A 21508-nucleotide genomic window follows, 5' to 3' on the forward strand; every position below is an offset into this window, starting at 1 on the left:
ATGGAGGTGCAGCTAGTGTCAGTTAGTCCATCAGAAATCAGGGGAAACGCTTCACAAATCCATAGTCTAATCAATGAAGTGAACAGTACTTCAAAAAAACTGCAAAGTGATTATACACAATCGGCCAGCTATTGGACCGGTACGGCTTCTAAAGCATTTCAAAGTGAATACAACGAGCTGGATAGCGAAATGAAGACCCTGCTTACAATGCTGGATAGGCTCGAAAGTGGGGTCCAAAGAGTGGCTTCAGAAGTGATCCGTGCTGAACAGGAAAGAGAAGAAAAGCGAAGACTAGCAGAGAAAGCGGCGCAAGAGGCACTGAAACAAAAGCAATTAGAAAAGCAAAAGCAAAAGCAAAGCCAGAAGTAATGACAGGGGTGTTGAGATAGAAATGCTTTGAAAGGAGGTGAATAATGTGGCGGGAAACAATCTTACATTTAATCCGGATCAGGCACTAGGTGTAGCTAAGTCTATTAAAACCAAAGCAAACAATGCAGATACTCTTATCAAACAATTGCAATCTGAAATTCATGCTGTTAGCGGTTGGTGGCAAGGAGAATCACAAACTGCTTTTATACAACAATTCGATGGACTTATGCCTAGTTTTAAGGAAATGGTTCTCTGTGTAGAGAACATCAGTAAGAACCTAACGCAAATTGCTAACATCAAGCAACAAGCCGAGCAAGAAATGGCAAGTAAACTGCGTGGAAAATAATGCTGGCATACATAACAAGGCAGATTTTGAGCTATCTGCCTTGTTAGTATGATTTTAAGTAAGTATGAAGTGAATTTATTTGGGGGGATCTGTAAGTGAAGCTGACCGAACAACAATACATAACACTGGCATCAGTTGTAGAAGCAGCAGACGGTCTCGAACTGACGGATAGTCTGGCTTTTGCTGGTGCAGCAGCCTATGCCTATAGAGATGAGCATGATGATAGATTAATTATCTTTACATATAAAGGAAAAGATTGGCTTGCGGATCTGCAGTCTCTGTTAAGCGGTCAGAGCAGCATGCCGGAGGAAGCATCAAGATTTTTATTAAAAAACAAAGGGGAGAAGGATTGCCAGGTTACTGGTTATTCCATGGGCGGTGCCTTAGCTCTTTATGCAGCAGCGGTTAATGAGGGGATTGGTGGTGTGGTATTCGACGCACCAGGTATAGCAAACATTCTGACTGCGGAGCAAAGGGGAAAGCTTCAGGTTAAAAATATTGTGGCTTATAACAGTCTTGTATCCGCGTTAGGCAAACACAACGAAGAGATTGTATTTGCTAAATCGGGTATAGAAGAAACGGAATTTCTAATTCCTGATTCGCTTTGGCAGCGCTATACCTTTGACTCTGAGGGGAATGTGATTATAGGTGAAAAAGGGAATGCCTATGCTTTGCTATCCAAGATTAATATCCTAACGGAAGAGCATACGCCTGTTTTTGATGCTGTTATGAGTGGATTTGGGGATACCGTCGGACTAACAGAATCTGCATCGGATCATTTGGGTTACGTGATATTTACCTTAATAGATCAGTTGGATGTAGGAAAAGTGCGAGGTGCACTGATTGAAATTGCCCACAAATATGAACGAATGTTGGATGCGAAGTTCAGCGAGTGGAGAACCGAAATGAATAATATTCCGGAATCCTTCTTATTCGATGACATCCGTGCGAAATTTGAACAACTATCTGAAGCAGCCATGCTAGAGGCAGCGGGAATAGCAGAAGAGCTTAATGAAATCACGCAAGCTGTCTTATCCATCTTGCTGATTTGCAGTCCGGTAGGGGATAAGCTGATGGACCATGTAGAGGAATGGTTGAATAAACTGACAAATGCCCTCATGGAACGTATGGAGAAACTAACGAACCAAATGACATTACATCTCGATAAGGTGGTTGAAACAACCATGAATCAAATGCTCAAATTTCCAGAATTGAAGCTGGATTTTGAGTTCTGATTACTAACTGGAATCGCGATCAAAAAGGAGTGAAGCCAGCATGAAAAAGATTTATACAAGGAAGGTGTTGACTCTGATGTTGATATTATCAATGTTCAGCTTTATGGGATGTGGCTCTAGAGAGGAGAAAAGTGAAAAGAAAATTTTGAGCTCCTTGCAGGAAAAGTATGGCGAGGAATTCATCCTTGATGGCATAGGCGGCGGTTGGGGAACGATGAACAACAATACATTGAAGGCGACTGTGCATCCTAAGAAGGATGACACGATTAATGTACGGGTGGAAATCACGAAGGATTTGGAAAAGGTGTATGACAACTATTTAAACCAGGTGGTAGCAAAAAAAGACGAACCAATGATTCAAGCAATCGCTGCTAGCATTTGGCCTGACAGTAAAATTATCGTTGCCAACGAAACGGGGTTGGTTTACCCCAAGCATAACGATACAAAGATTTCCTACGAGCAATTTCTGAAGTTATATCCAACGAATACGCTGGTGATTTCAGTCTATTTAAATAGTGATAACTATGTTGATGGTAATGGAGATATGGACCAAGAGGCAGAAATGAGAAAATATATGGATTTTGCAAAAATACTAGCAGAAAATAAATATGTGAGTAGTCTGATAGGGATAGGATACCTCACTCCAGAGGCCTATGGTCGATTAGAAGAGGTCAAAAAGGCAGAGGAAAGTGTTGACATATATTTTAGTGACGAAACTAAAAAAACAGGAATTATTAATATAGTTACAATGGCTGGATTCAAATTAGGAGTTGATGGAAAGATTGTAGAATCTCAAGACAAGATTAGAGAATTCTTTGATATATGGAAAGAGGACAGAATAAAAAGAATGGAACAAAGAGGGGGATTGTAATGGACGATACGCTTACAGAGGTAGAGTTAAAGCAGATCTCGCAACTTGTTTATTTAGATATACTCAACATTAAGGATTTGGAAAAAACATATGCATTATATAAAAAAATCACTCTCGGCGAAGTTCTCAACTTCTACGCTTCTCCCGCAGGTCAGCAACAATTAAAAGAACGCTTTCCTGACGATCTTAACGGAGTCAAAGAATACAAGCAGTGGAATGATCTCATAGAGCAGATGAATATATCTGATTATCAGAATTGGGAAATCTCCAATATCGTCTCTCATAATAAAAAAGAGGAATCAGGTTTTGTTGCATTTACAGTAGATACCAAGAACGGGGCAAAGGTAGCGGCGTTCCGGGGTAGTGAACCAATGGATAACCCGCTTTACCATAATGACTGGAAAAACAACGGAACAACTGCATATGCCCTTGAATCTTTACAACAGGCGGAAGCTAAAGAATATATGGATAATTTCAAAATAGATGCGGGTTATGAATTGTTTCTGACTGGACACTCGCTAGGAGGTAATCTAGCCCTATATTCCTCTTTTATATTACCTGAGAATTTACGGAATCAGCTAACTTCCGCATCAACGTTTAATGCACCGGGATTTAATGGAACCTTGCTTGATAAACACAGGGCCACTATAGATGAATTGAATGAGAATGACAAAATTAAAGAGTTCAGAAATAAAAATGACATCGTTCCGGCCTTATTTCAAAATCCATCAGCAGGTATTTACATTGACACTGAATCTGAAAGGAATACCGTGCTGCCACATCATTCCTTATTCTCACTGAAGATCGACGGGAACAATGAGTCCTTTCAACGTTCAGAGTCACAGACTCGGGCTTTGGTTCCTAACCTTGTGCATAATATTACAGTTGGTTTAGAAATTGTGCCGGGGCCACTAAAGGAAGCATTGGTTGAAGGGATTTTTAAAGTATTGGATGGGGAAGTAGATCTGCGACCATTAGCGTTTGCGGGAATAGCCGTAGTTGGGCTTTTAATGGTGACTGTTGGGCCCGTTGCAGTTGTTACTGCGGCGATTACTGCAGCGTTAGCTGCGCTCGTTATCACTATAAAAGCTCTGGTTGCGCTTTATGTGATTGGTTTTGTAATTGACAGTGTGATTCCCTGGATTGAGCAAAAGGTGGAGGATATCAAGGAGAGAGTGGTCTCCTTTTATAATCAAAGTGTTGAATTTGTAACGAATATGGTCACAGAAGCTGTCCGAGTGACTAATTTGATCGGTGATAAAATTGAGGAGTTTTCACAAAAGGTAAAGCACGCAGTCTCTGATTTTATGACGAAATTAAAAGAGGGCTTTAATCGTTTTGTAGAGAATGCCATTCAGTATATTGAAGCTCAGAAGGAATATTGGATTAGTGTAAAAGACAAAGCAATGAAGAAAATGGGGGATATATTCCAAAGTGTAAAATCTAAAATTAAGAAAACTAAGGAAGAATTTATCGTTGGCGTACGCACGATTAAAGATTCAGCGATCAGCAAAGTCAAATCGACCGTAACGAAAACCATAACGAAGATTGCAGTTGCATCTGCTAGTGTCATTCAAGGAGCCAAGATTTTGGCGAATATGGATAAACTGGAGAGTCTGCAGAAAAGTCTGGTGCGTAAGGAAGAGAGCATTGCTGAAGCCGTCGAGAGGATATTATCTATAGCTTCAGGAGTCAGTTCTAACGTGGGCAGGAATTACAGTGAATCTTATGTTCAAGCTCAATTAAGAGAAGTTCAACGTTTAAGCAATGAAGTCCGGACACAGAAAAATCGTGTAACAACAGCGATTAACGGAAAAACTGCAGGTTTAAGATACACAGTTACAAAATATCGAGAGATTGAATCCAAAATTGTTGCAGCTGCCCGTGCAAGTACTACCACAATACATCTTAACTAATTATATCAGGAAATAGAAAGATAAATTGAGAGGAGTAATTATATGAAAAAATTAATCAGTTCTCTACTTTTATTACTAATGGTATCCCTGATGACTTCTACATTCTCAGGTTTTGCAGCAAGTCTTCCATTGAGGGTAGTAGTAAATGGAGAAAAAGTTATTTTTCCAGACGCCCAGCCTTTTATCGATGCGCAGCAAAGAGTACAGCTACCCGTGCGTTTTATAAGTGAAGCGCTTGGAGCTAAGGTGTTATGGGACAGTAAGGCCAAAAAGGCAACAATCTCGCTTGAAGGCAAAACAATGGGTGTCTATATCGGGAAAAAGAGTTATGAGCTCAATGGAAAAACAAAACAAATGGACACGGCAGCATTGTTCAAACAGTCAAGAACTTTTGTCCCACTTCGATTTGTATATGAAGGACTCGGTGTAAACGTGAAATGGGATGATGCTGTGAAGACGGTCTACATCACTACTCCTTCAGGTGAAATAGCTACCTCTGATAAGCCTGCTACGGGAGAATCAACGAATGGAGCGAAGACGGTAACGATTCATGGGTTTGAAATCCCGTATACCCATCTGGGGGCTAATCTAGAGTCGACTTATATTACCGATTCACAGCTGACAGTATACAACAATGATGATCGGAAAGCAGGTCAGTATCTTTTTCAAATTACAATTACATTTACTAATATAGGCTCTGACCCTGCACTGGAAGCGAAGGAAGCGGAGAATATTCTTAGACAAAACATTGAGGGCGATGTCGTAGATTCGATTATGAAGTATGTTAGAACAAAAACAAAAAGAATGGATGAGCTAGATTATAAAGTCTTCCAAAGCAAAGATTATAAAATTGATGTAGATTCTCCTGGTATGGGGGATATAGGAATCGCAGTATGGCCGAAGTAGGAGAGGTGAAGGTATGAAAAAATCGATATGGCTTAGTATAGTGACAATATTCTTATTCCAATCTATAGCTTCTTCAGTTTTCTCTGAAGAGTCAGTGAATGATACTTCTAACAATCTTCCAAAAACAGCGACAGCTGTTATCGAGAAGATCAATAAAGATATGGCGGAGCTCTATAAAAAATCTAATTATTACACAATGGAGACTAATAAAGGAAAGTTAAGAGAGGATTTGTTACAAAACCAGATAAAATCTAACAATAGTAATTTTGAGATTGTCTATGGTGGAAATCATGAATGGCTGGAGCATAGCAATATGTTTGCTTTTTCCGGGTATTCGATTGATGGGGACTCGGTCTCAACTGAGGGAGCTCCATGGTATGCTGGATGGAGCGGGATTCAAATTCAGAATTTTAATATGATAAAGGAACCTTGGAAGGACTCTGGCGTAAAATCAAGCTACAAAATTAGAAAAAATGATTTTGATGCATTTGTAGGTCGGGATATTGAGTATCTAGCAAATTCCGGCGGGACTTTTGAGCAGGCGATTCTTACTGGACTAAACCTGAGCTATGCCGGTAAGAAATATGAACGGTTCATCTATAACAATCAAGACAAGGAGTATAAAGACAGGGTTGTATACACTCAGAATACTACACCGTCTAAGGGAGGGCGATGGATAGATTATGTTCACGTCTTGCAACCGCCTACCTATCTGTCTTGGGGATCAGGCAGGATTTACATCCAAGGTTCCAACGGAAATATTACTTACTTAGGCATTCCTATCGCACCGTTTATTTTGCAGGTAAATGATTTATCCCCTCATTTCGAAACTTTGCCAACCGGCGCGGTAGCTGGACAAGAGGTAACCGTTGGAATCAGACTCAGATCCAGCTTCGCCACGCAGAAAACAACAGATTACGCTTGGAAGATCACGAGTAACGGAAAGGAAATCCCTGTAAGATACCATGGTCATGCGTCAACGTTAGCAGGTGAAATTATGCTTGCGGCTAATACGGCTGACAATATTCTTTTCGCGACATTTACAATGCCTGATGAGGACGTATACATCCAGTTTAATCTGAACAGGTTGAAGTCACCTAATGAAGTCTTTTACGGAAATAATGAGATTTACGGATGGATTAAGAAGGTCAACTCGATGCCAACAACTAAAGGCTCCTTCGATCTGGATTATAATGTGTTATCGAAAAAAGTGAAATTCGGGTTAGCCGATGGTGCTGCTATAAAGGCTGTTCTACAACCGCAATATTCTGATTTTACTTGGAGTGGGAATGCTACAGGCGCTTTGGAAGTAATCAATAATTCGGATACTATCTATCGTTATTTCCGTGTGGAGAATAATCCGCTGGTTAACGATGCCGCCAGTACTATAGTTAGGCAACCTGACATCATAGCTAGTCTACAGCGTCCTGATTTTGGTGATGATCCTGTTAACGGTAAGTGGTACATTAATCCGGCTCCGTATACACCTAATCAAAAGTCAGGTAATATCAGTTTCCAGGGTACTGTGAGCAGAAATTTCACTCGTAATTATCAGGTGTGCAGCACAACTAAGAACGGGCAAGGTAAAGATGTTGAATCTTGTCAAACGTATACGGAGAGCGGCAGCACTTCAGCTCCGTTTACACCAGGTGAGGATGTCAAAACCATTCGGACCTATATTTATAACGGGGCCAAACAAATAGCACCTAAGCTGTACAAGAATTCAATAGACAAGAATAAAGCGGATTCTTTGATTCGAAAGCTCCTCTGGACAAGTGAGCCTTACAATTATAATGTAATCCGCTGGATGGCTCATGAAGATGAGAATAAGAACTTACAGGATTGGACGAAAGTAAAGGGGCAATTCGAACGAATCTTCACACAACAGGCAAGCGGAGACATCGGTTGGAAGGTAGAGAATAGCATGGCTCAAGCTTATAAGAAAGCCAGAGCTACCGCTAAAAAAATGCTTAACGACAAATCTAATTATGATACCGCCGTGTTTGCGACGGATAAGCAACTTCAAGGGTATGATTATCCGATTAAATCCGGATATTATTTTAATCCTGTTGGAACGTATACCTTTACACTGGAGACAGTTACGTTTAAAGATACGGATAAAGACACGAAGGACCATAAGGATCTTGTTGAGGAACTTACGAATTCTTTCCGATATGAAACTGATCTTATGTATATCAATAATGATAAAGTTGCGGTCAATCTGCGGAATGAACCACTGAGCAAAAACGGGAATAACTTTGCAAGAAAGCCAGCAGCTTTATCCGTAGAGGATAACACCGGAGTGAATGATGCGAAATTGTTGACGGTGGAGAACAGCTTTACTAAAGATGTGGAAGAGATCCCATATTCACAAGAAAGAGAAAGTGATAATGGCACCCATGAATTCTGGAAGAATATATTAGAGGGTTACTCACAGTCTAGTACACTGGGAAGCTTCGACAATTTCAAATACCGTGAATATGTGGGCTTGAATCAGAATATGTACAAGATCACGGAAAAGTCTACGGTGACGATTACGATTAATAAGGACCATATTCCTGTCTATACTACAGCTGAAATGCCAGATGGGAAGTACTATGTTAAGGCTTGGTTGGCAGATGTGGAGCTCTCCAAGAGTACCAACGCATACAAATCACTGGGCAAGCTTGTCGGCATTAAGCCGCTGGATCAAATTGAGGTTACGGTAAAAGGCTCTATGTTTGATGACTTAAATAATTAAACAATAATAAAACTCCCTTCATGCAAAATAGCATGAAGGGAGTTTTATTATTGTGATAGCGCTTCATCCAACGTATAATAAGGGCTGTTGATTGTTTTATTTTATATTGTTTTTTATTTTCACACTGGATGGCGGATTATTGCTTATTGGAGAAGGGAGATAGTTGCTATGAAGTTATTGGGAGCGATTGAAGCAGGCGGAACGAAGTTTGTATGCGGGATTGGTTATGAGGACGGTACCATTCTGGACCGAGTTAGCTTTCCGACAACAACACCGGAAGAAACGATGGGACTCGTAATCGACTATTTTAATGGGAAGAATGTAGAAGCTTTTGGTATTGGATCGTTTGGACCGATTGATCCCGTGCTGGACAGCCCTACTTATGGTTACATAACAACGACACCAAAACCTCACTGGGGACAATATAATCTGGTAGGTACAATGGCTGAGCAATTTAACGTGCCGATCGGTTTTGATACGGATGTGAATGGTGCAGCGCTTGCGGAAAGTAAATGGGGAGCGGCTAAAGGTCTGGACAGCTGCCTTTATATTACGGTTGGGACAGGTATTGGAGCGGGAGCAGTTGTTGGAGGTCAGATGGTGCATGGATTGTCTCATCCTGAGATGGGACATATTCTAGTTCGCAGACATCCAGAGGACACGTTTGAGGGCTACTGCCCTTATCATGGCGATTGCCTTGAAGGGTTAGCCGCAGGTCCGGGGATTGGCAAACGCTGGGGACAACCAGCAGGCGAGCTGCCTGTTGACCATCCAGCTTGGGATATGGAAGCTCATTATCTTGCACATGCACTTATGAATTACGTGCTGATTCTGTCTCCCGAAAAAATCGTAATGGGCGGTGGGGTCATGAAGCAAAGCCACTTGTTCCCGCTAATCCGTACCAAGCTGCAGGAGCTGCTTAAAGGTTATGTTCAGCATCCAGCGCTCAATACCGATATTGATAATTACGTTGTGCCACCGCAGCTTGGAGATAATGCAGGACTTGCAGGTGCGATTGGACTGGCAACCTTAGCTTTGGCAAGAAACTAGTATAAAAAGATATTGACTGTTAGGAAATATATGGTATTGTAGGATCTAACAGTATAGCATTTAATGAGGGAGCACCTCTTTCACGTTTATCGTGAGAGTGGTGCTTTTTTGCGTTTTCCGAGTCTGACAGTGTGGGATTCACACCAGCGAAGAGTAGTTCAGACCCGGTAGGTATAGTGCTTGCTGAAGACTAGAAAGGCAGGGATGAATATGCAAATTGTATTTATGAATCGCTTATCCAGAATATCTGGGGTGGATCAAGAGGTGTTCGCTCAGCTATGGATTGGAGAGGAAGAAGGAGTGTGGAGCCTGGGCTGGCGTGATTTTTCAGACGGTGAGGAGACGCAGGAGCATTTGTGGTATGCGGGTGGTTCTTGGAATGAAATGCTCTGTGTTTACAGGCATGAGCTGGCGGTGAAGATGGGGGATGGCTATCGGCCGTTGATTGATGGCGTATTTCATGAAGAAGACGGCCTTACTGGGCGCAATCAGGAGCAGCTAAGGCTGCAATATTACAGTGAATATAATGGGAACGAAGCTATTTATGAGGAGTTATGTGCTTGGCGCCGCAGCCGAGCTTCTAGTGAACGGAAAGCCCCTTACATTCTTGCCAGCAATCGTTTGTTACGTTTGATAAGCACTTTCTTGCCGCATACACCAGAGGAGCTGCTGCAGATCCCTGGTGTAGGGGAAGGAAAGGTAGCCCAATATGGCACGGATTGGTTGGCTATAACCTCTACGGCTGCAAGGGAACATTCCTTCCCTTTGAACTGGGTTCACCAAGAAATTGAGGAGGATTCTTTTGTATCCTGGCTCTATAAACAGAAAGAGGTCAAATATAAGAAACAGCTAGAAAGACTGCGATTACGGCGAATTCTGCTGCAAGGGATCGAGAATGGGTTAGGGTTAGAACAGCTTAAGGTGAACAGTGGAGTGAACCGTCGCGAACTGATTGAAGCGGTAGAGGAGCTGGAAAGAGAAGGTTATTGCGTGGAGAAACTGATCGAGGTAGAACTGAAAAATATGCCGCAGAATGAACAGGAAGCGATATGGAATGCCTATGTAGAGGCAGGAGATCTTTTTCTAAAGCCAGTGCTGCATAAGGTGTATGGGGAGGATTTTTCAGCAGCAGAAGGGCTGGATAGCTATTATGAACGTCTGCGGCTGATCCGCATTCGTTTCCGGCGGGAGCAAGCTCCTAAAGTGGGCGTGGCGACCAGTTTCTAGTAGCTTTTCCTCATATCAAAAAGACGAAGGCTTCCTTACACCATAGGGTTAAAGGGCCTTCGTCTTGCCTATTCGTCCGTTTATTTTCATAGCCATTCTTTCTTGCGGAATACATACAGCATCCCACAGCCTAACGTCAACATTAGACCTATAACGGCAAAATAGCCGTATTTCGTATGCAACTCAGGCATATGATCAAAGTTCATCCCATAGATTCCGGTAATTACGGTCAAAGGCATGAATATCGTTGTAATCGCGGTAAATACTCTCATAATTTCATTGGCGCGGTTGGCGATACTGGATTGGTAGGCCTCACGTAAGTTGCCCATGAGATCGCGGTACGTCTCAAAGGTTTCGGATATTTTAACTGCATTTTCATAAATGTCGCTAAAATACTTCTGCAGCTGATCATCAATCAGACGGAGGTCTTTTTTGTTCAGGGTATTGATAACCTCTTTCTGTGGTCCCAGCATCTTCTTTAACCATAAGATCTCACTTCGCAGACCGATAATCTCACTCAGATGAGATTTCTTGGTATGCATTAAAATATCCTCTTCAAGCTTCTCAATCCGGGCTTCAATTCGGTCACCTACGGAGAAATAATTATCTACGACAAGGTCGATAAGCAGGTAAAGGAATTGGTCGGGTTCGCTAACCTCTTGCTCCCATAACATGGGCTTCAGGATGCGCAGCTCGTGGATCTTTTGTTTCGTTACAGTAATAATATAATGTCTGCCCAAGAATATATTGAGTGCCCGCAGGAAAATTTCCTCATCATCAAAGCGGATGCTGTTTACAACAATAAAGTAATGACTTTCGTATATTTCGATCTTTGGACGTTGATCCTCTTCACTAAGGCAATCCTCAACAGCGAGATCATGCAGGTTGAACAGGGGCTGAAGCAGCTCCAAATCCTCCACATCTGCATCAATCCAATAGAACCCTTCTGTTGGGGGTGTCAATGTTTCATCAATTTCATCAATAGGTGTAAAAACCCCTGCATTCACCAGCCGGATTTTCATCTGATTCCACTCCTTCTATCCCCGGGTCTTCACCAGGGACTGCTAATTAAGCACAGAGAAAAAAATCAGCTTGGCCGGCGTTACAATCAATACAAGAGGCCGAATGACGATTCGAGGGCATGAAGAAGAACTGCTCCCGCCGCCGGCAAGCTGATGATTATCCTGTGTGGTTGCTCATTTTGTACACTTAATTGCGAGCTCGGGTCGCCTTCCATTCTTCTTCTCACCTCTTCTTTTCGTTCAGGTATGAAATACTTGTCTAGTATAACAACGGAGTATGCCTCTTTCAAGCAAATTTATTGTTACTTTAAGGCTACTTCAGCATTGTATGGACTTGACGAAAAGGAGGTTCATGATTTAAAGTAAATTTTAAAGAAATTTAATTGAATACAGCTAAATCTTATCAAGAGCAGGTGGAGGGACTAGCCCTATGAAACCCGGCAACCGGCGTGTGAACGCACGGTGCTAATTCTTGCGGAACTTTGCTGACGACTAAACCCCGTCCAAAAGTTTCTGGCAGATGAGAGAGGCGCATATGACTGTAGATATGACCTTTCTCGTTTTCCGAGAAAGGTCTTTTTATTGTTCAGAAAGCCGCGATGTGACAACATAACCTAAATACAGTTAAGGAGTGGAAAGACAATGCCAATTAAAATTCCCGACAGTTTACCAGCAAAAGAAGTACTATCCGGAGAAAATATTTTTGTGATGGATGAAAGTTTGGCTTTCCATCAGGATATCCGTCCACTAAGGATTGCTATTCTGAATCTCATGCCGACTAAAGAAACGACGGAGACTCAATTGCTGCGTTTAATAGGAAATTCACCGCTGCAAGTTGATGTTACCTTGCTGCATCCACGCTCACATACTTCTAAGAATACTTCTGCTGAGCATTTGAGAAGCTTTTACAAAACTTTTGACGAGATCAGCCACCGCCGTTTGGATGGCCTTATTGTTACAGGAGCACCCGTAGAGCAAATGGAGTTTGAGGAAGTATCCTATTGGGAAGAGCTAAAAGAGATTTTTGAATGGAGCAAGGATAATGTGACCTCGACCATGCATATCTGTTGGGCGGCACAGGCAGGGTTGTATCATCATTTTGGTGTTCGTAAAGTGGCATTGCCTGAAAAATGTTTTGGTGTATTCTCCCATACGATTAATCAAAATAACATTAAATTGCTGCGCGGTTTTGACGAGGTATTCCATGTACCGCATTCCCGTCATACCGATGTCTCCCGCGAAGATATTGAGAGCAATCCAGATCTGCAGATTCTGGCAGAATCCGAAGAAGCTGGTATGTATCTAGTAGCTACGACCGACGGCAAACAAATATTTGTGACCGGACATTCCGAGTACGATCCTCTATCCCTGAAATGGGAATATGATCGTGATTTGGAGAGGGGCATGGAGATGGCCTTGCCGAAACACTATTTCCCTAAAGATGATCCAGAACGGACACCTCCTGCAGTGTGGCGTGCACATGCCAACTTATTATTCTCTAATTGGCTCAATTACTATGTATATCAAGAGACACCTTACGATATCGACCCGATTGTTTATTAAGATCAGCGCTACATTATAATTTAGGAGGCATTTATCATGGACGACAAACTTAGGATTGAAAGCAGACTGGCACAAATAGGTTCACAAGAAGATCCGGCTACCGGAGCCATTAATTTTCCTATCTATAATGCTACGGCATTCCGTCACCCGAAGCTTGGGCAGAGCACAGGTTTCGATTATAGCCGTACCAAAAGTCCGACCCGTTCCGTACTGGAGAATGCGGCTGCGGAATTGGAGTCTGGTGATGCAGGTTTTGCCTGTAGCTCTGGGATGGCGGCTATTCAAACCATATTTACCCTGTTTGGGCAAGGCGATCACTTGATCGTTTCGCTGGATCTTTACGGCGGGACCTATCGTTTGTTGGAACGAATTATGTCCAAGTTTGGAATCATTGCTTCCTATGTAGATACGAATGATTTGGATGCGCTTGAGGCTTCCCGTCTTCCAAATACAAAGGCGATATTTATTGAAACGCCAACGAATCCTTTGATGATGGTTACGGATATTGCAGCCGTTGCTACTTGGGCTCGTCATCATGGGCTGCTCACAATTGTAGACAATACACTGCTGACTCCATTTTTCCAGCGTCCTCTGGAATTAGGTGCGGATATTGTAGTCCATAGTGCTACCAAATATTTGGGCGGACACAATGATGTACTTGCTGGTCTTATTGTATCTAAAGGGGCTGAATTATCCGCTGAAATAGCGATTCTACATAACTCTATTGGCGCTGTGCTTGGGCCAACAGACAGTTATCAGCTGATGAGAGGCATGAAGACACTGGCTCTGCGTATGGAACGGCACGAGAGTAATGCACTAGCAATTGCCCGCTATCTACAAGAGCACCCGGCGATTGCGGAAGTGTTCCATCCAGGCCTGCCGGATCATCCGGGATATGAAATTCAGAGTCGCCAGTCCTCGGGCAATACCGGAATTTTTTCTTTCAAATTAAAAGATGCCAGATACGTAGAACCTCTGCTTCGTCATATCCGGCTTATAGCCTTCGCGGAGAGCCTCGGCGGGGTTGAATCGTTAATGACCTATCCTGCAGTACAGACGCATGCGGACATTCCTGTGGAAATTCGGAATGCGGTGGGTGTAGATGATCGGTTGCTGCGCTTCTCGGTGGGCATTGAACATGCGGAGGATCTAATTGCTGATCTGGGTCATGCTTTGGAGGCTGCGCGGGCGGAAATCGAAACGAAGTAAAAGTAACGGCAACCCAGATCGGCACCGAATTGCTGGAAAATATCGAGGATCTATCTCACCGTTGATTTAGAGCTGGTGTTAGACTGAGGATGAAATAGAGCTGTCTCATAAGCCGGGAATTGGCTGCTGGGATAGCTCTTCTTTTTGGACTTTTCGCTATTGGACACAGCTGACCTTAGACACAGCATTATTACACATTTGGAATGTTAACGGCCTCCACAGCAGCTATTGCGCTAAAACCAGCTTTCATGAGGCTCTTTTCATGGAATAGCATCACTGGTGAAGCTAGAATAAAAAGTGGACAGTAGTTAACAGACTGGCGATAATGAGTCCACGGAGGTGTGTTCACATGGGAGAACATCGACAACGGTATAACGAAGAATTTAAAAAACAGACAGTGCAGTTCATTCAAGAGCAAACAAAGACAGTGGGCGACTTGGCGGAAGAGCTCAACATCCCAAAAAGTACCCTGCATCAATGGATGAGCCAGTATCGAGAACTAAAGAATGAACCGGCAGCTAGCGTGGATCGAGTACGGGAACTCGAGGCACAGTTGAAAGAAATGAGCCGTCAACTTCAAGAAAAAGATAACAAGATTGCCGATGTGGAAGAGGAATTAGCGATCGTAAAAAAAGCAGTGCACATCTTCAGCAAACCAAGGAACTGAGATTCCAGTTTATTGAAAAACATCGCTCCGAGTTTCTCTTGGAGAAGATGTGCATGACCCTACATGTGTCACGGAGCGGGTACTACAAGTGGCGGACAGAAAAAAACAGTACGCATATGCTTCGTAAGGCTGCGATAATGAAGCGAATTCAGTATCATTTTGCAGACCATCAAAAGCGGTATGGGAGTCCGAAGATCACCCGCCTGTTACATCAAGAAGGTCATACCGTTACCGAACGCACGGTGAGTGTGTACATGCGACATATGAAGCTTCGCTCCATTGTCTCCAAAACGTATCGCGTACAGACCACTGACTCCAATCATGACCATCCGATTGCCCCGAATACGCTGAACCAGCAATTTAAAATACTCAAACCCAATTCAGTATGGGTTACCGACATTACGTACATTCCTTGCCGGGGAGGGCGCTTGTACCTGGCTAGTGTGATGGACCTTTGCACGCGTGAAATCGTGGGGTGGCGCTTGGAGAACCATATGGAAACTAGCTTGATTTCGGGCGCCTTACAAGATGCTTACGAAGCTAAACAACCGGAAAAGGGTCTATTACATCACTCCGATAGAGGTTCTCAATATACTTCTCATGAATACACGAAGCAGTTGAAAGCGTATGGCATGGAGTCCAGCATGAGCCGCAGAGGTAACTGTTATGATAACGCCTGTATCGAGTCGTGGCACAGCATTTTGAAAAAGGAGCTCATTTATTGTAATCCACGATTCAAAACTAAGGAGCAAGCCTACCAGACACTTTTTCAATATATTGAGTTTTATTATAACCGCAAGCGAATGCATGGCGCGCTGGGGTATCTTTCTCCAGTTCGTTTTGCTGAGCAATTGACTAGAATGTCTGTTGCGTGACTGTCCACTTTCTTGACAGAGGTCCATGGAGTCCATAACTATGCTCTAAAGGCTAAAAACTTGCAAATAACGTCATCTGTGTCCGACAGCCTCAGGGAATTTTGATTCAACGGGTGCAGGCAGCAATGTAAGGACTCTTTCTGCTGGATGGTATCTTGCTGAGAAAGTAAAAAGTTTTTCAAGCTGTTCAGATTGTGATACGATGAGGAAATGAACTGTTCATTTATTAAAATATAAGGTATAAGTTACATACTATACTTTATCCTTATGTTACTACGAGAAACGGTTGTTATCTCTAAAGGACGACAACGTTATTTTTTCTTGTGATTTTGTGAATCTACCATATCCCTAAGGGTTTAAAAGGAGGATGCGAACGATGAGTGCGATAGATCTTATTTTGGATAAAGCCCTGCGGGGCGACCGTCTCCAATTGGAAGATACCATCCGACTATTCGAGAGCAACGAAATTGAGAAAATGGGTGCTGCTGCAAACACTATTATGGAACGCTGGCACCCGGACCCGTTAGCCACTTTTGTAATTGGCCGTAATATTAACTATACGAATGTATGTGATGTGTACTGCCGTTTTTGCGCTTTTTACCGCAGACCAGGCTCGGATGAAGGCTATGTGCTGCCAGATGAGGCGATTTATCAAAAAATTGCTGAAACAATTGCTGTTAATGGTACAGAAATTCTTATGCAAGGTGGAACTAATCCTAACCTTCCATTTAGCTACTATACAGATATACTGCGCGGAATTAAGCAACGGTTCCCTGAGATTACAATGCACTCCTTCTCTCCTGCGGAGATTATGAAGATGAAAGAAGTATCAGGATTACCACTGGAACAAGTGGTTCGTGAAATTCATGCTGCGGGTCTGGATTCATTGCCAGGCGGAGGCGCAGAAATTCTTGATGACCGTACACGCCGCAAAATCAGCCGACTAAAAGGCTCGTGGCGCGAGTGGATGGATGTAATGCAGACGGCACATAAAGTGGGTATGAATACCACAGCGACAATGGTGATTGGGCTTGGGGAAAGTATGGAGGAACGTGCTTTGCACTTACTACGTGTGCGTGAGGCTCAGGATGAGTGTATTGCCAACAAATATGATTCTGAAGGTTTCTTGGCCTTTATCTCATGGACATTCCAGCCGGACAATACCAACCTGAAGCTGGACAGACAAACGCCTGAGGAGTATCTGAAGACGGTGGCGATCAGTCGCCTTGTGCTGGATAATATTAAGAACTTCCAATCTTCATGGGTCACTATGGGACCAGAGGTCGGCAAGCTCTCCTTGCAATATGGCTGCAACGATTTCGGCAGCACAATGATTGAAGAGAACGTAGTATCTTCGGCGGGTGCGACTTACAAGGTAAACATCGAGTCGATTACTCAGCTGATTCGCGAAGCAGGCAAAGTTCCAGCGCAGCGGAATACACGTTATGATATTCTGCGGGTGTTCGATGATCCTAATGCGAAGATTGATAATGATTTTGTAATGCAGAACTAATATATATTAATTAATCAACGCTTGATGCTTGTTAATCCTTCAGTGGACTAATGAGCATCAAGCGTTTTTTTGTAAGGTTAGGATCACGATCATTAGCAAGCCTCATTGCAGAACACATCTGAATCTTCGCTTGTTATATCATCCGTTAGGCGTATGGACCCAGTGGACCTTATTCGTAAATTCAGCGTCTTTTGAGCAGGTGTTCGACCCCAGCGACGGTATCCTTGAAAAGAGCCTCATATAGGCTGGTTTTTAGCGCAATAGCGACTGTGGGGTCCGATAGAGCTGCAGTATATGAAATATGAACAGAAAAGCATTTTTAATTTCTTTTTACCTATTCACATTATTATCCAAAAGTGATATCATAATCATATCAAAAGAATATCTAGTGGGGGTGCTTTTATGAAAGAGAAAACGCTTCGTCCTGTCAGTGGATTTTGGGTTCTCGCATTGATTGCAGTTTGTTTAGCTGGAGGAATTTATGGTGCTGTTCAGGAGTATGTCGCAGTGCCAGTCATTCTGTTCGTTGTAGCTGGAGTTCTATGTACAAGTTTTACGGTTGTGCAGCCCAATAAGTCGGTCGTAGTTACCTTTTTCGGGCAATATGTAGGGACTATCGTGACAAGTGGCTTGTTTGCAGTCATTCCGTTCAGTTTGCGCAAGACGGTTTCCCTCCGCGTGCGTAACTTTAACAGTGTCAAGCTGAAGGTTAATGATGTGGAAGGGAATCCGATTGAAATTGCTGCAGTTATCGTATTTAAGGTAATTAACTCTGCAAAAGCGCTTTTTGATGTAGATAAATATATGGCGTTTGTGGAAATTCAAAGTGAAACAGCGCTGCGTCATGTGGCCAGTAAATACCCGTATGATAACTTCAATGAATCGGGCATGTCCCTGCGGGCCAATGCAGATGAGATTGCTAAAGAATTGGCAACCGAGCTGCAAGAACGTTTGTCGATATCTGGTGTCGAGGTCATTGAAGCGCGGCTTACACACTTGGCTTATTCCACAGAAATTGCCAGTACAATGTTGCAACGTCAGCAAGCATCTGCAATTCTGTCCGCTCGTCAAATCATTGTTGAAGGCGCCGTGGGCATGGTCGATATGGCGATTAAACAGCTTAAAGAGAGTGGCGTAGTTGAGCTTGATGAGGAACGCAAAGCGGCGATGATCAATAATCTGATGGTTGCGATCGTGTCGGAGCGCGGAGCGAGTCCGGTCATTAACGCCGGCTCGTTGTACTAAGGCGGTGCATCATGGCGGCCAAGAAAAGCTTTCCACTGCGGATCGATCCGGATCTGCATGAGGCGCTGGAACGATGGGCGGGAGAGGAATTTCGCAGCGTAAACGGACATATCGAATACTTGTTGCGTGAGTCTTTGAAACGTGCAGGCCGCTTACCTGAAAAAAAACGGCGAGAGGAATAACCACAAAAGGATTGTTTCGGTATCCATGTATTGGCTGCCAGAACAGTCCTTATGTGTGTCTTCTGCCTGAGTTTCTATCATTTTGGACCCTTTTCTGACTTGACTGTCAGAGAGGACAGATTTATAATTACTCCATAATTCACGTTAACAGCATTGACGAAGATATGAGTTGATTGTTCTGGACCGTTCAGAGAGAGGAAACTTAGGCTGAAATTTCCTCCGGCATCCTGCTTTCGATTTACCCCTTTGTAGCTGCCGTTTTGAACTCCCTGCAATGGGATAGTAAGAACTGCCGGTTCATGGTCGTTACTCCATGCTTACGAAGGATTCTATCTTCACTCCGCTTGAGGTTTCAAGGGAGGCTAGAGAGAATCGAATTTGGGTGGAACCACGGGTGTAATCGCTCGTCCCTTTGCGGGACGGGCGTTTTTTTGTGTGCGTGGATATTATTGTTCCGCAAAGGTTAAAGGGCCGTTAGGCTTAATTATATGAAGGAGGAATTAGCAATGTCAGTAAGTATTAAGCTTCCGGACGGTTCTGTCCGTGAATACGCAGAGGGTAGCAGTATTGATGATGTAGCAGCTTCTATTAGCAGTGGCCTGCGCAAAAATGCAGCAGCGGGGAAAATGAACGGTATCGTTGTAGATTTATCTACTCCCCTTGAAGAGGGCGCACTGGTAGAGATCGTAACTTTGGATTCACCTGAAGGTCTGGAGGTTATGCGTCACAGTACAGCTCACTTGATGGCTCAAGCTGTCAGACGTTTGTTCGGAACAAAAGAAGTTAAGCTTGGTGTAGGTCCGGTCATTGAAGATGGCTTCTACTACGATATGGATCTGGAACATCCTCTAAATCCTGAAGATTTGCTCAAAATCGAAAAGGAAATGGACCGCATAATTTCGGAGAACCTGCCGATCGTGCGCAAAGAAGTTAGCCGCAAGGAAGCACTTGAAATTTTCGGTGAGCTAGGTGATCCTTACAAGCTGGAATTGATCGAGGCATTGCCTGAAGATAGCGTGATTTCTATCTATGAACAAGGTGAATTCTTCGATCTATGCCGCGGACCGCATGTGCCGTCGACTGCCAAGATCAAAGTCTTTAAATTGATGAATGTAGCTGGTGCTTACTGGCGCGGCGACAGCAAGAATAAGATGCTTCAACGCGTATACGGCACAGCTTGGATTAAAAAAGCTCAGCTTGATGAGCATCTTCGCCTGCTTGAAGAAGCGAAGAAACGCGACCACCGGAAGCTTGGTAAAGAGCTTGAAATCTTTACATTTAATCAATTGGTAGGACAAGGCTTGCCAATCTGGTTGCCTAAGGGTGCCAAATTGCGCAGTATTCTGGAGCGTTATATCGTAGATCTGGAAGCAAGTCTTGGCTATCAGCATGTATACACACCAGTTCTGGGTAATGTTGAACTGTACAAAACTTCAGGACACTGGGAGCACTATCAAGAGGATATGTTCCCTAAGATGACTATCGACAATGAAGAATTTGTTCTTCGTCCAATGAACTGCCCGCATCACATGATGATTTATAAGAGCTCGATGCACAGCTACCGTGATCTGCCGATCCGTATTGCTGAGCTTGGTATCCAGCACCGTTATGAAATGTCAGGCGCATTGACTGGCTTACACCGTGTACGTTCGATGACTCTTAATGACTCCCATATTTTCTGCCGTCTGGACCAAATTAAAGGCGAGTTCATTCGTGTAATCGAATTGATTAAACAGGTATACAGTGACTTTGGTATTAATGACTACCGTTTCCGGTTGTCCTATCGTGATCCTAAGGATACAGAGAAATATTATGCGAATGACGAAATGTGGGAAACTGCACAGCGGATGTTGCGTGAGGTAGTAGAGGAAGCAGGACTGCCGTTCTACGAAGCAGAAGGCGAAGCTGCATTCTATGGTCCTAAACTTGATGTGCAAATTAAAACTGTATTAGGTAAAGAAGAGACTCTGTCTACTGTACAAATCGACTTCTTGCTGCCTGAACGTTTTGAACTGGAATATATCGGTGATGATGGTCAAAAACACCGTCCAGTCGTTCTGCACCGCGGAATCTTGGGTACTATGGAACGTTTCGTTGCCTTCCTGTTAGAGAACTTTGCGGGCTCGCTGCCGCTTTGGTTATCTCCACAGCAGGTTAAAGTAATTCCTGTATCGACAGCGTTCGACGATTATGCCAAGGAAGTTACAGACAAGCTGCGTCGCCGTGGTATCTCTGCTGAGGCAGATCTCCGCAATGAGAAGCTGGGTTATAAGATCCGCGAAGCTCAGCTTGAGAAACTGCCATACATGTTCGTAGTTGGCGAGAATGAGATGAACGCTCAGACGGTCTCCATCCGTAAACGCGGGGAAGGCGACATTGGAGCTAAGCCGCTTCAAGAAGTGATTGAGCTCTTGTCTCAGGAAATTGCTGATCGTGTGATTTCCTAATTTCTTGTAATTAACAACACCAAAATTACGTCTAAATAAGACCTCTGTTATATGCCCATGAGGATCAACTTCTGATCTTCATGTATAAAATTTTGTGAATCGGGAAACCTTCGCTAATAAGGGGG

General features: G+C 43.3%; 18 protein-coding genes and 1 riboswitch. Of the genes, 17 read left to right on the plus strand and 1 reads right to left on the minus strand.

Features of this window, described 5'->3' with window-relative positions:
• The first annotated feature begins 15 nt into the window (after positions 1 to 15).
• The 9 genes from NYE35_RS08535 (at position 16) to NYE35_RS08575 (ending at position 10660) form a co-directional block, all read left to right on the plus strand.
• Positions 16 to 369: a WXG100 family type VII secretion target gene (locus NYE35_RS08535; protein ID WP_326047040.1), complete on the plus strand. Its 354-nt coding sequence runs from the start codon at positions 16 to 18 to the stop codon at positions 367 to 369.
• Between the two features lie 46 nt (positions 370 to 415).
• A complete protein-coding gene (locus NYE35_RS08540) occupies positions 416 to 715 on the plus strand; it encodes a WXG100 family type VII secretion target (RefSeq protein ID WP_036684485.1) in 300 nt (99 codons plus the stop codon).
• 95 nt (positions 716 to 810) lie between these two features.
• Positions 811 to 1950: an Mbeg1-like protein gene (locus NYE35_RS08545; protein WP_076103995.1), complete on the plus strand. Its 1140-nt coding sequence runs from the start codon at positions 811 to 813 to the stop codon at positions 1948 to 1950.
• Between the two features lie 40 nt (positions 1951 to 1990).
• Positions 1991 to 2821: a hypothetical protein gene (locus NYE35_RS08550; RefSeq protein ID WP_076103994.1), complete on the plus strand. Its 831-nt coding sequence runs from the start codon at positions 1991 to 1993 to the stop codon at positions 2819 to 2821.
• A complete protein-coding gene (locus NYE35_RS08555; protein WP_341120671.1) occupies positions 2821 to 4737 on the plus strand; it encodes an Mbeg1-like protein in 1917 nt (638 codons plus the stop codon). Before NYE35_RS08550 ends, NYE35_RS08555 begins: the two co-directional genes overlap by 1 nt.
• Before the next feature lie 42 nt (positions 4738 to 4779).
• Positions 4780 to 5643: a copper amine oxidase N-terminal domain-containing protein gene (locus NYE35_RS08560; RefSeq protein ID WP_052096890.1), complete on the plus strand. Its 864-nt coding sequence runs from the start codon at positions 4780 to 4782 to the stop codon at positions 5641 to 5643.
• A gap of 13 nt (positions 5644 to 5656) precedes the next feature.
• Positions 5657 to 8383 carry a hypothetical protein gene (locus NYE35_RS08565; protein WP_076297590.1) on the plus strand — a complete coding sequence of 909 codons (2727 nt, stop codon included), beginning with the start codon at positions 5657 to 5659 and terminating at the stop codon, positions 8381 to 8383.
• Positions 8384 to 8551: 168 nt separating this feature from the next.
• Positions 8552 to 9433 carry an ROK family protein gene (locus NYE35_RS08570; protein ID WP_051491338.1) on the plus strand — a complete coding sequence of 294 codons (882 nt, stop codon included), beginning with the start codon at positions 8552 to 8554 and terminating at the stop codon, positions 9431 to 9433.
• Positions 9434 to 9643: 210 nt separating this feature from the next.
• Positions 9644 to 10660 (plus strand): HRDC domain-containing protein, encoded by a 1017-nt coding sequence (locus tag NYE35_RS08575; RefSeq protein ID WP_036684572.1) that lies wholly within the window; start codon positions 9644 to 9646, stop codon positions 10658 to 10660.
• Between the two features lie 86 nt (positions 10661 to 10746).
• Here NYE35_RS08575 and corA read toward each other — a convergent pair whose 3' ends face one another.
• Positions 10747 to 11682 carry a magnesium/cobalt transporter CorA gene (gene corA / locus NYE35_RS08580; protein WP_038569550.1) on the minus strand — a complete coding sequence of 312 codons (936 nt, stop codon included), beginning with the start codon at positions 11680 to 11682 and terminating at the stop codon, positions 10747 to 10749.
• Positions 11683 to 12079: 397 nt separating this feature from the next.
• Positions 12080 to 12209: riboswitch (SAM riboswitch) on the plus strand.
• A gap of 115 nt (positions 12210 to 12324) precedes the next feature.
• Here corA and metA point away from each other — a divergent pair.
• The 8 genes from metA (at position 12325) to thrS (ending at position 21383) form a co-directional block, all read left to right on the plus strand.
• Positions 12325 to 13245 carry a homoserine O-acetyltransferase MetA gene (metA, locus tag NYE35_RS08585; RefSeq protein ID WP_036684477.1) on the plus strand — a complete coding sequence of 307 codons (921 nt, stop codon included), beginning with the start codon at positions 12325 to 12327 and terminating at the stop codon, positions 13243 to 13245.
• Between the two features lie 36 nt (positions 13246 to 13281).
• The gene (locus tag NYE35_RS08590) at positions 13282 to 14454 is read left to right on the plus strand and encodes a PLP-dependent transferase (RefSeq protein WP_341120674.1); all 1173 of its coding nucleotides are present in this window, start codon (positions 13282 to 13284) and stop codon (positions 14452 to 14454) included.
• A gap of 349 nt (positions 14455 to 14803) precedes the next feature.
• Complete coding sequence (locus tag NYE35_RS08595) at positions 14804 to 15121, plus strand: transposase (RefSeq protein WP_036683594.1); 318 nt, start codon at positions 14804 to 14806, stop codon at positions 15119 to 15121.
• Between the two features lie 11 nt (positions 15122 to 15132).
• The gene (locus NYE35_RS08600) at positions 15133 to 15996 is read left to right on the plus strand and encodes an IS3 family transposase (protein ID WP_341122440.1); all 864 of its coding nucleotides are present in this window, start codon (positions 15133 to 15135) and stop codon (positions 15994 to 15996) included.
• A 376-nt stretch (positions 15997 to 16372) separates the two neighbouring features.
• Positions 16373 to 17509, plus strand: coding sequence for a cyclic dehypoxanthinyl futalosine synthase (gene mqnC / locus NYE35_RS08605; RefSeq protein WP_036684474.1), 1137 nt, complete (start codon positions 16373 to 16375; stop codon positions 17507 to 17509).
• Positions 17510 to 17911: 402 nt separating this feature from the next.
• Positions 17912 to 18754: an SPFH domain-containing protein gene (locus tag NYE35_RS08610; protein ID WP_038569553.1), complete on the plus strand. Its 843-nt coding sequence runs from the start codon at positions 17912 to 17914 to the stop codon at positions 18752 to 18754.
• An 11-nt stretch (positions 18755 to 18765) separates the two neighbouring features.
• Entirely contained in the window at positions 18766 to 18936 is a 171-nt protein-coding gene (locus NYE35_RS08615; RefSeq protein WP_036684471.1) for a toxin-antitoxin system HicB family antitoxin, read from the plus strand.
• A gap of 506 nt (positions 18937 to 19442) precedes the next feature.
• Positions 19443 to 21383, plus strand: coding sequence for a threonine--tRNA ligase (gene thrS / locus NYE35_RS08620; RefSeq protein ID WP_036684469.1), 1941 nt, complete (start codon positions 19443 to 19445; stop codon positions 21381 to 21383).
• Positions 21384 to 21508: the final 125 nt, after the last annotated feature.

Source organism: Paenibacillus sp. FSL L8-0494 (assembly GCF_038003695.1).
GTDB classification, from domain to species: Bacteria; Bacillota; Bacilli; order Paenibacillales; family Paenibacillaceae; genus Paenibacillus_AQ; species Paenibacillus_AQ odorifer.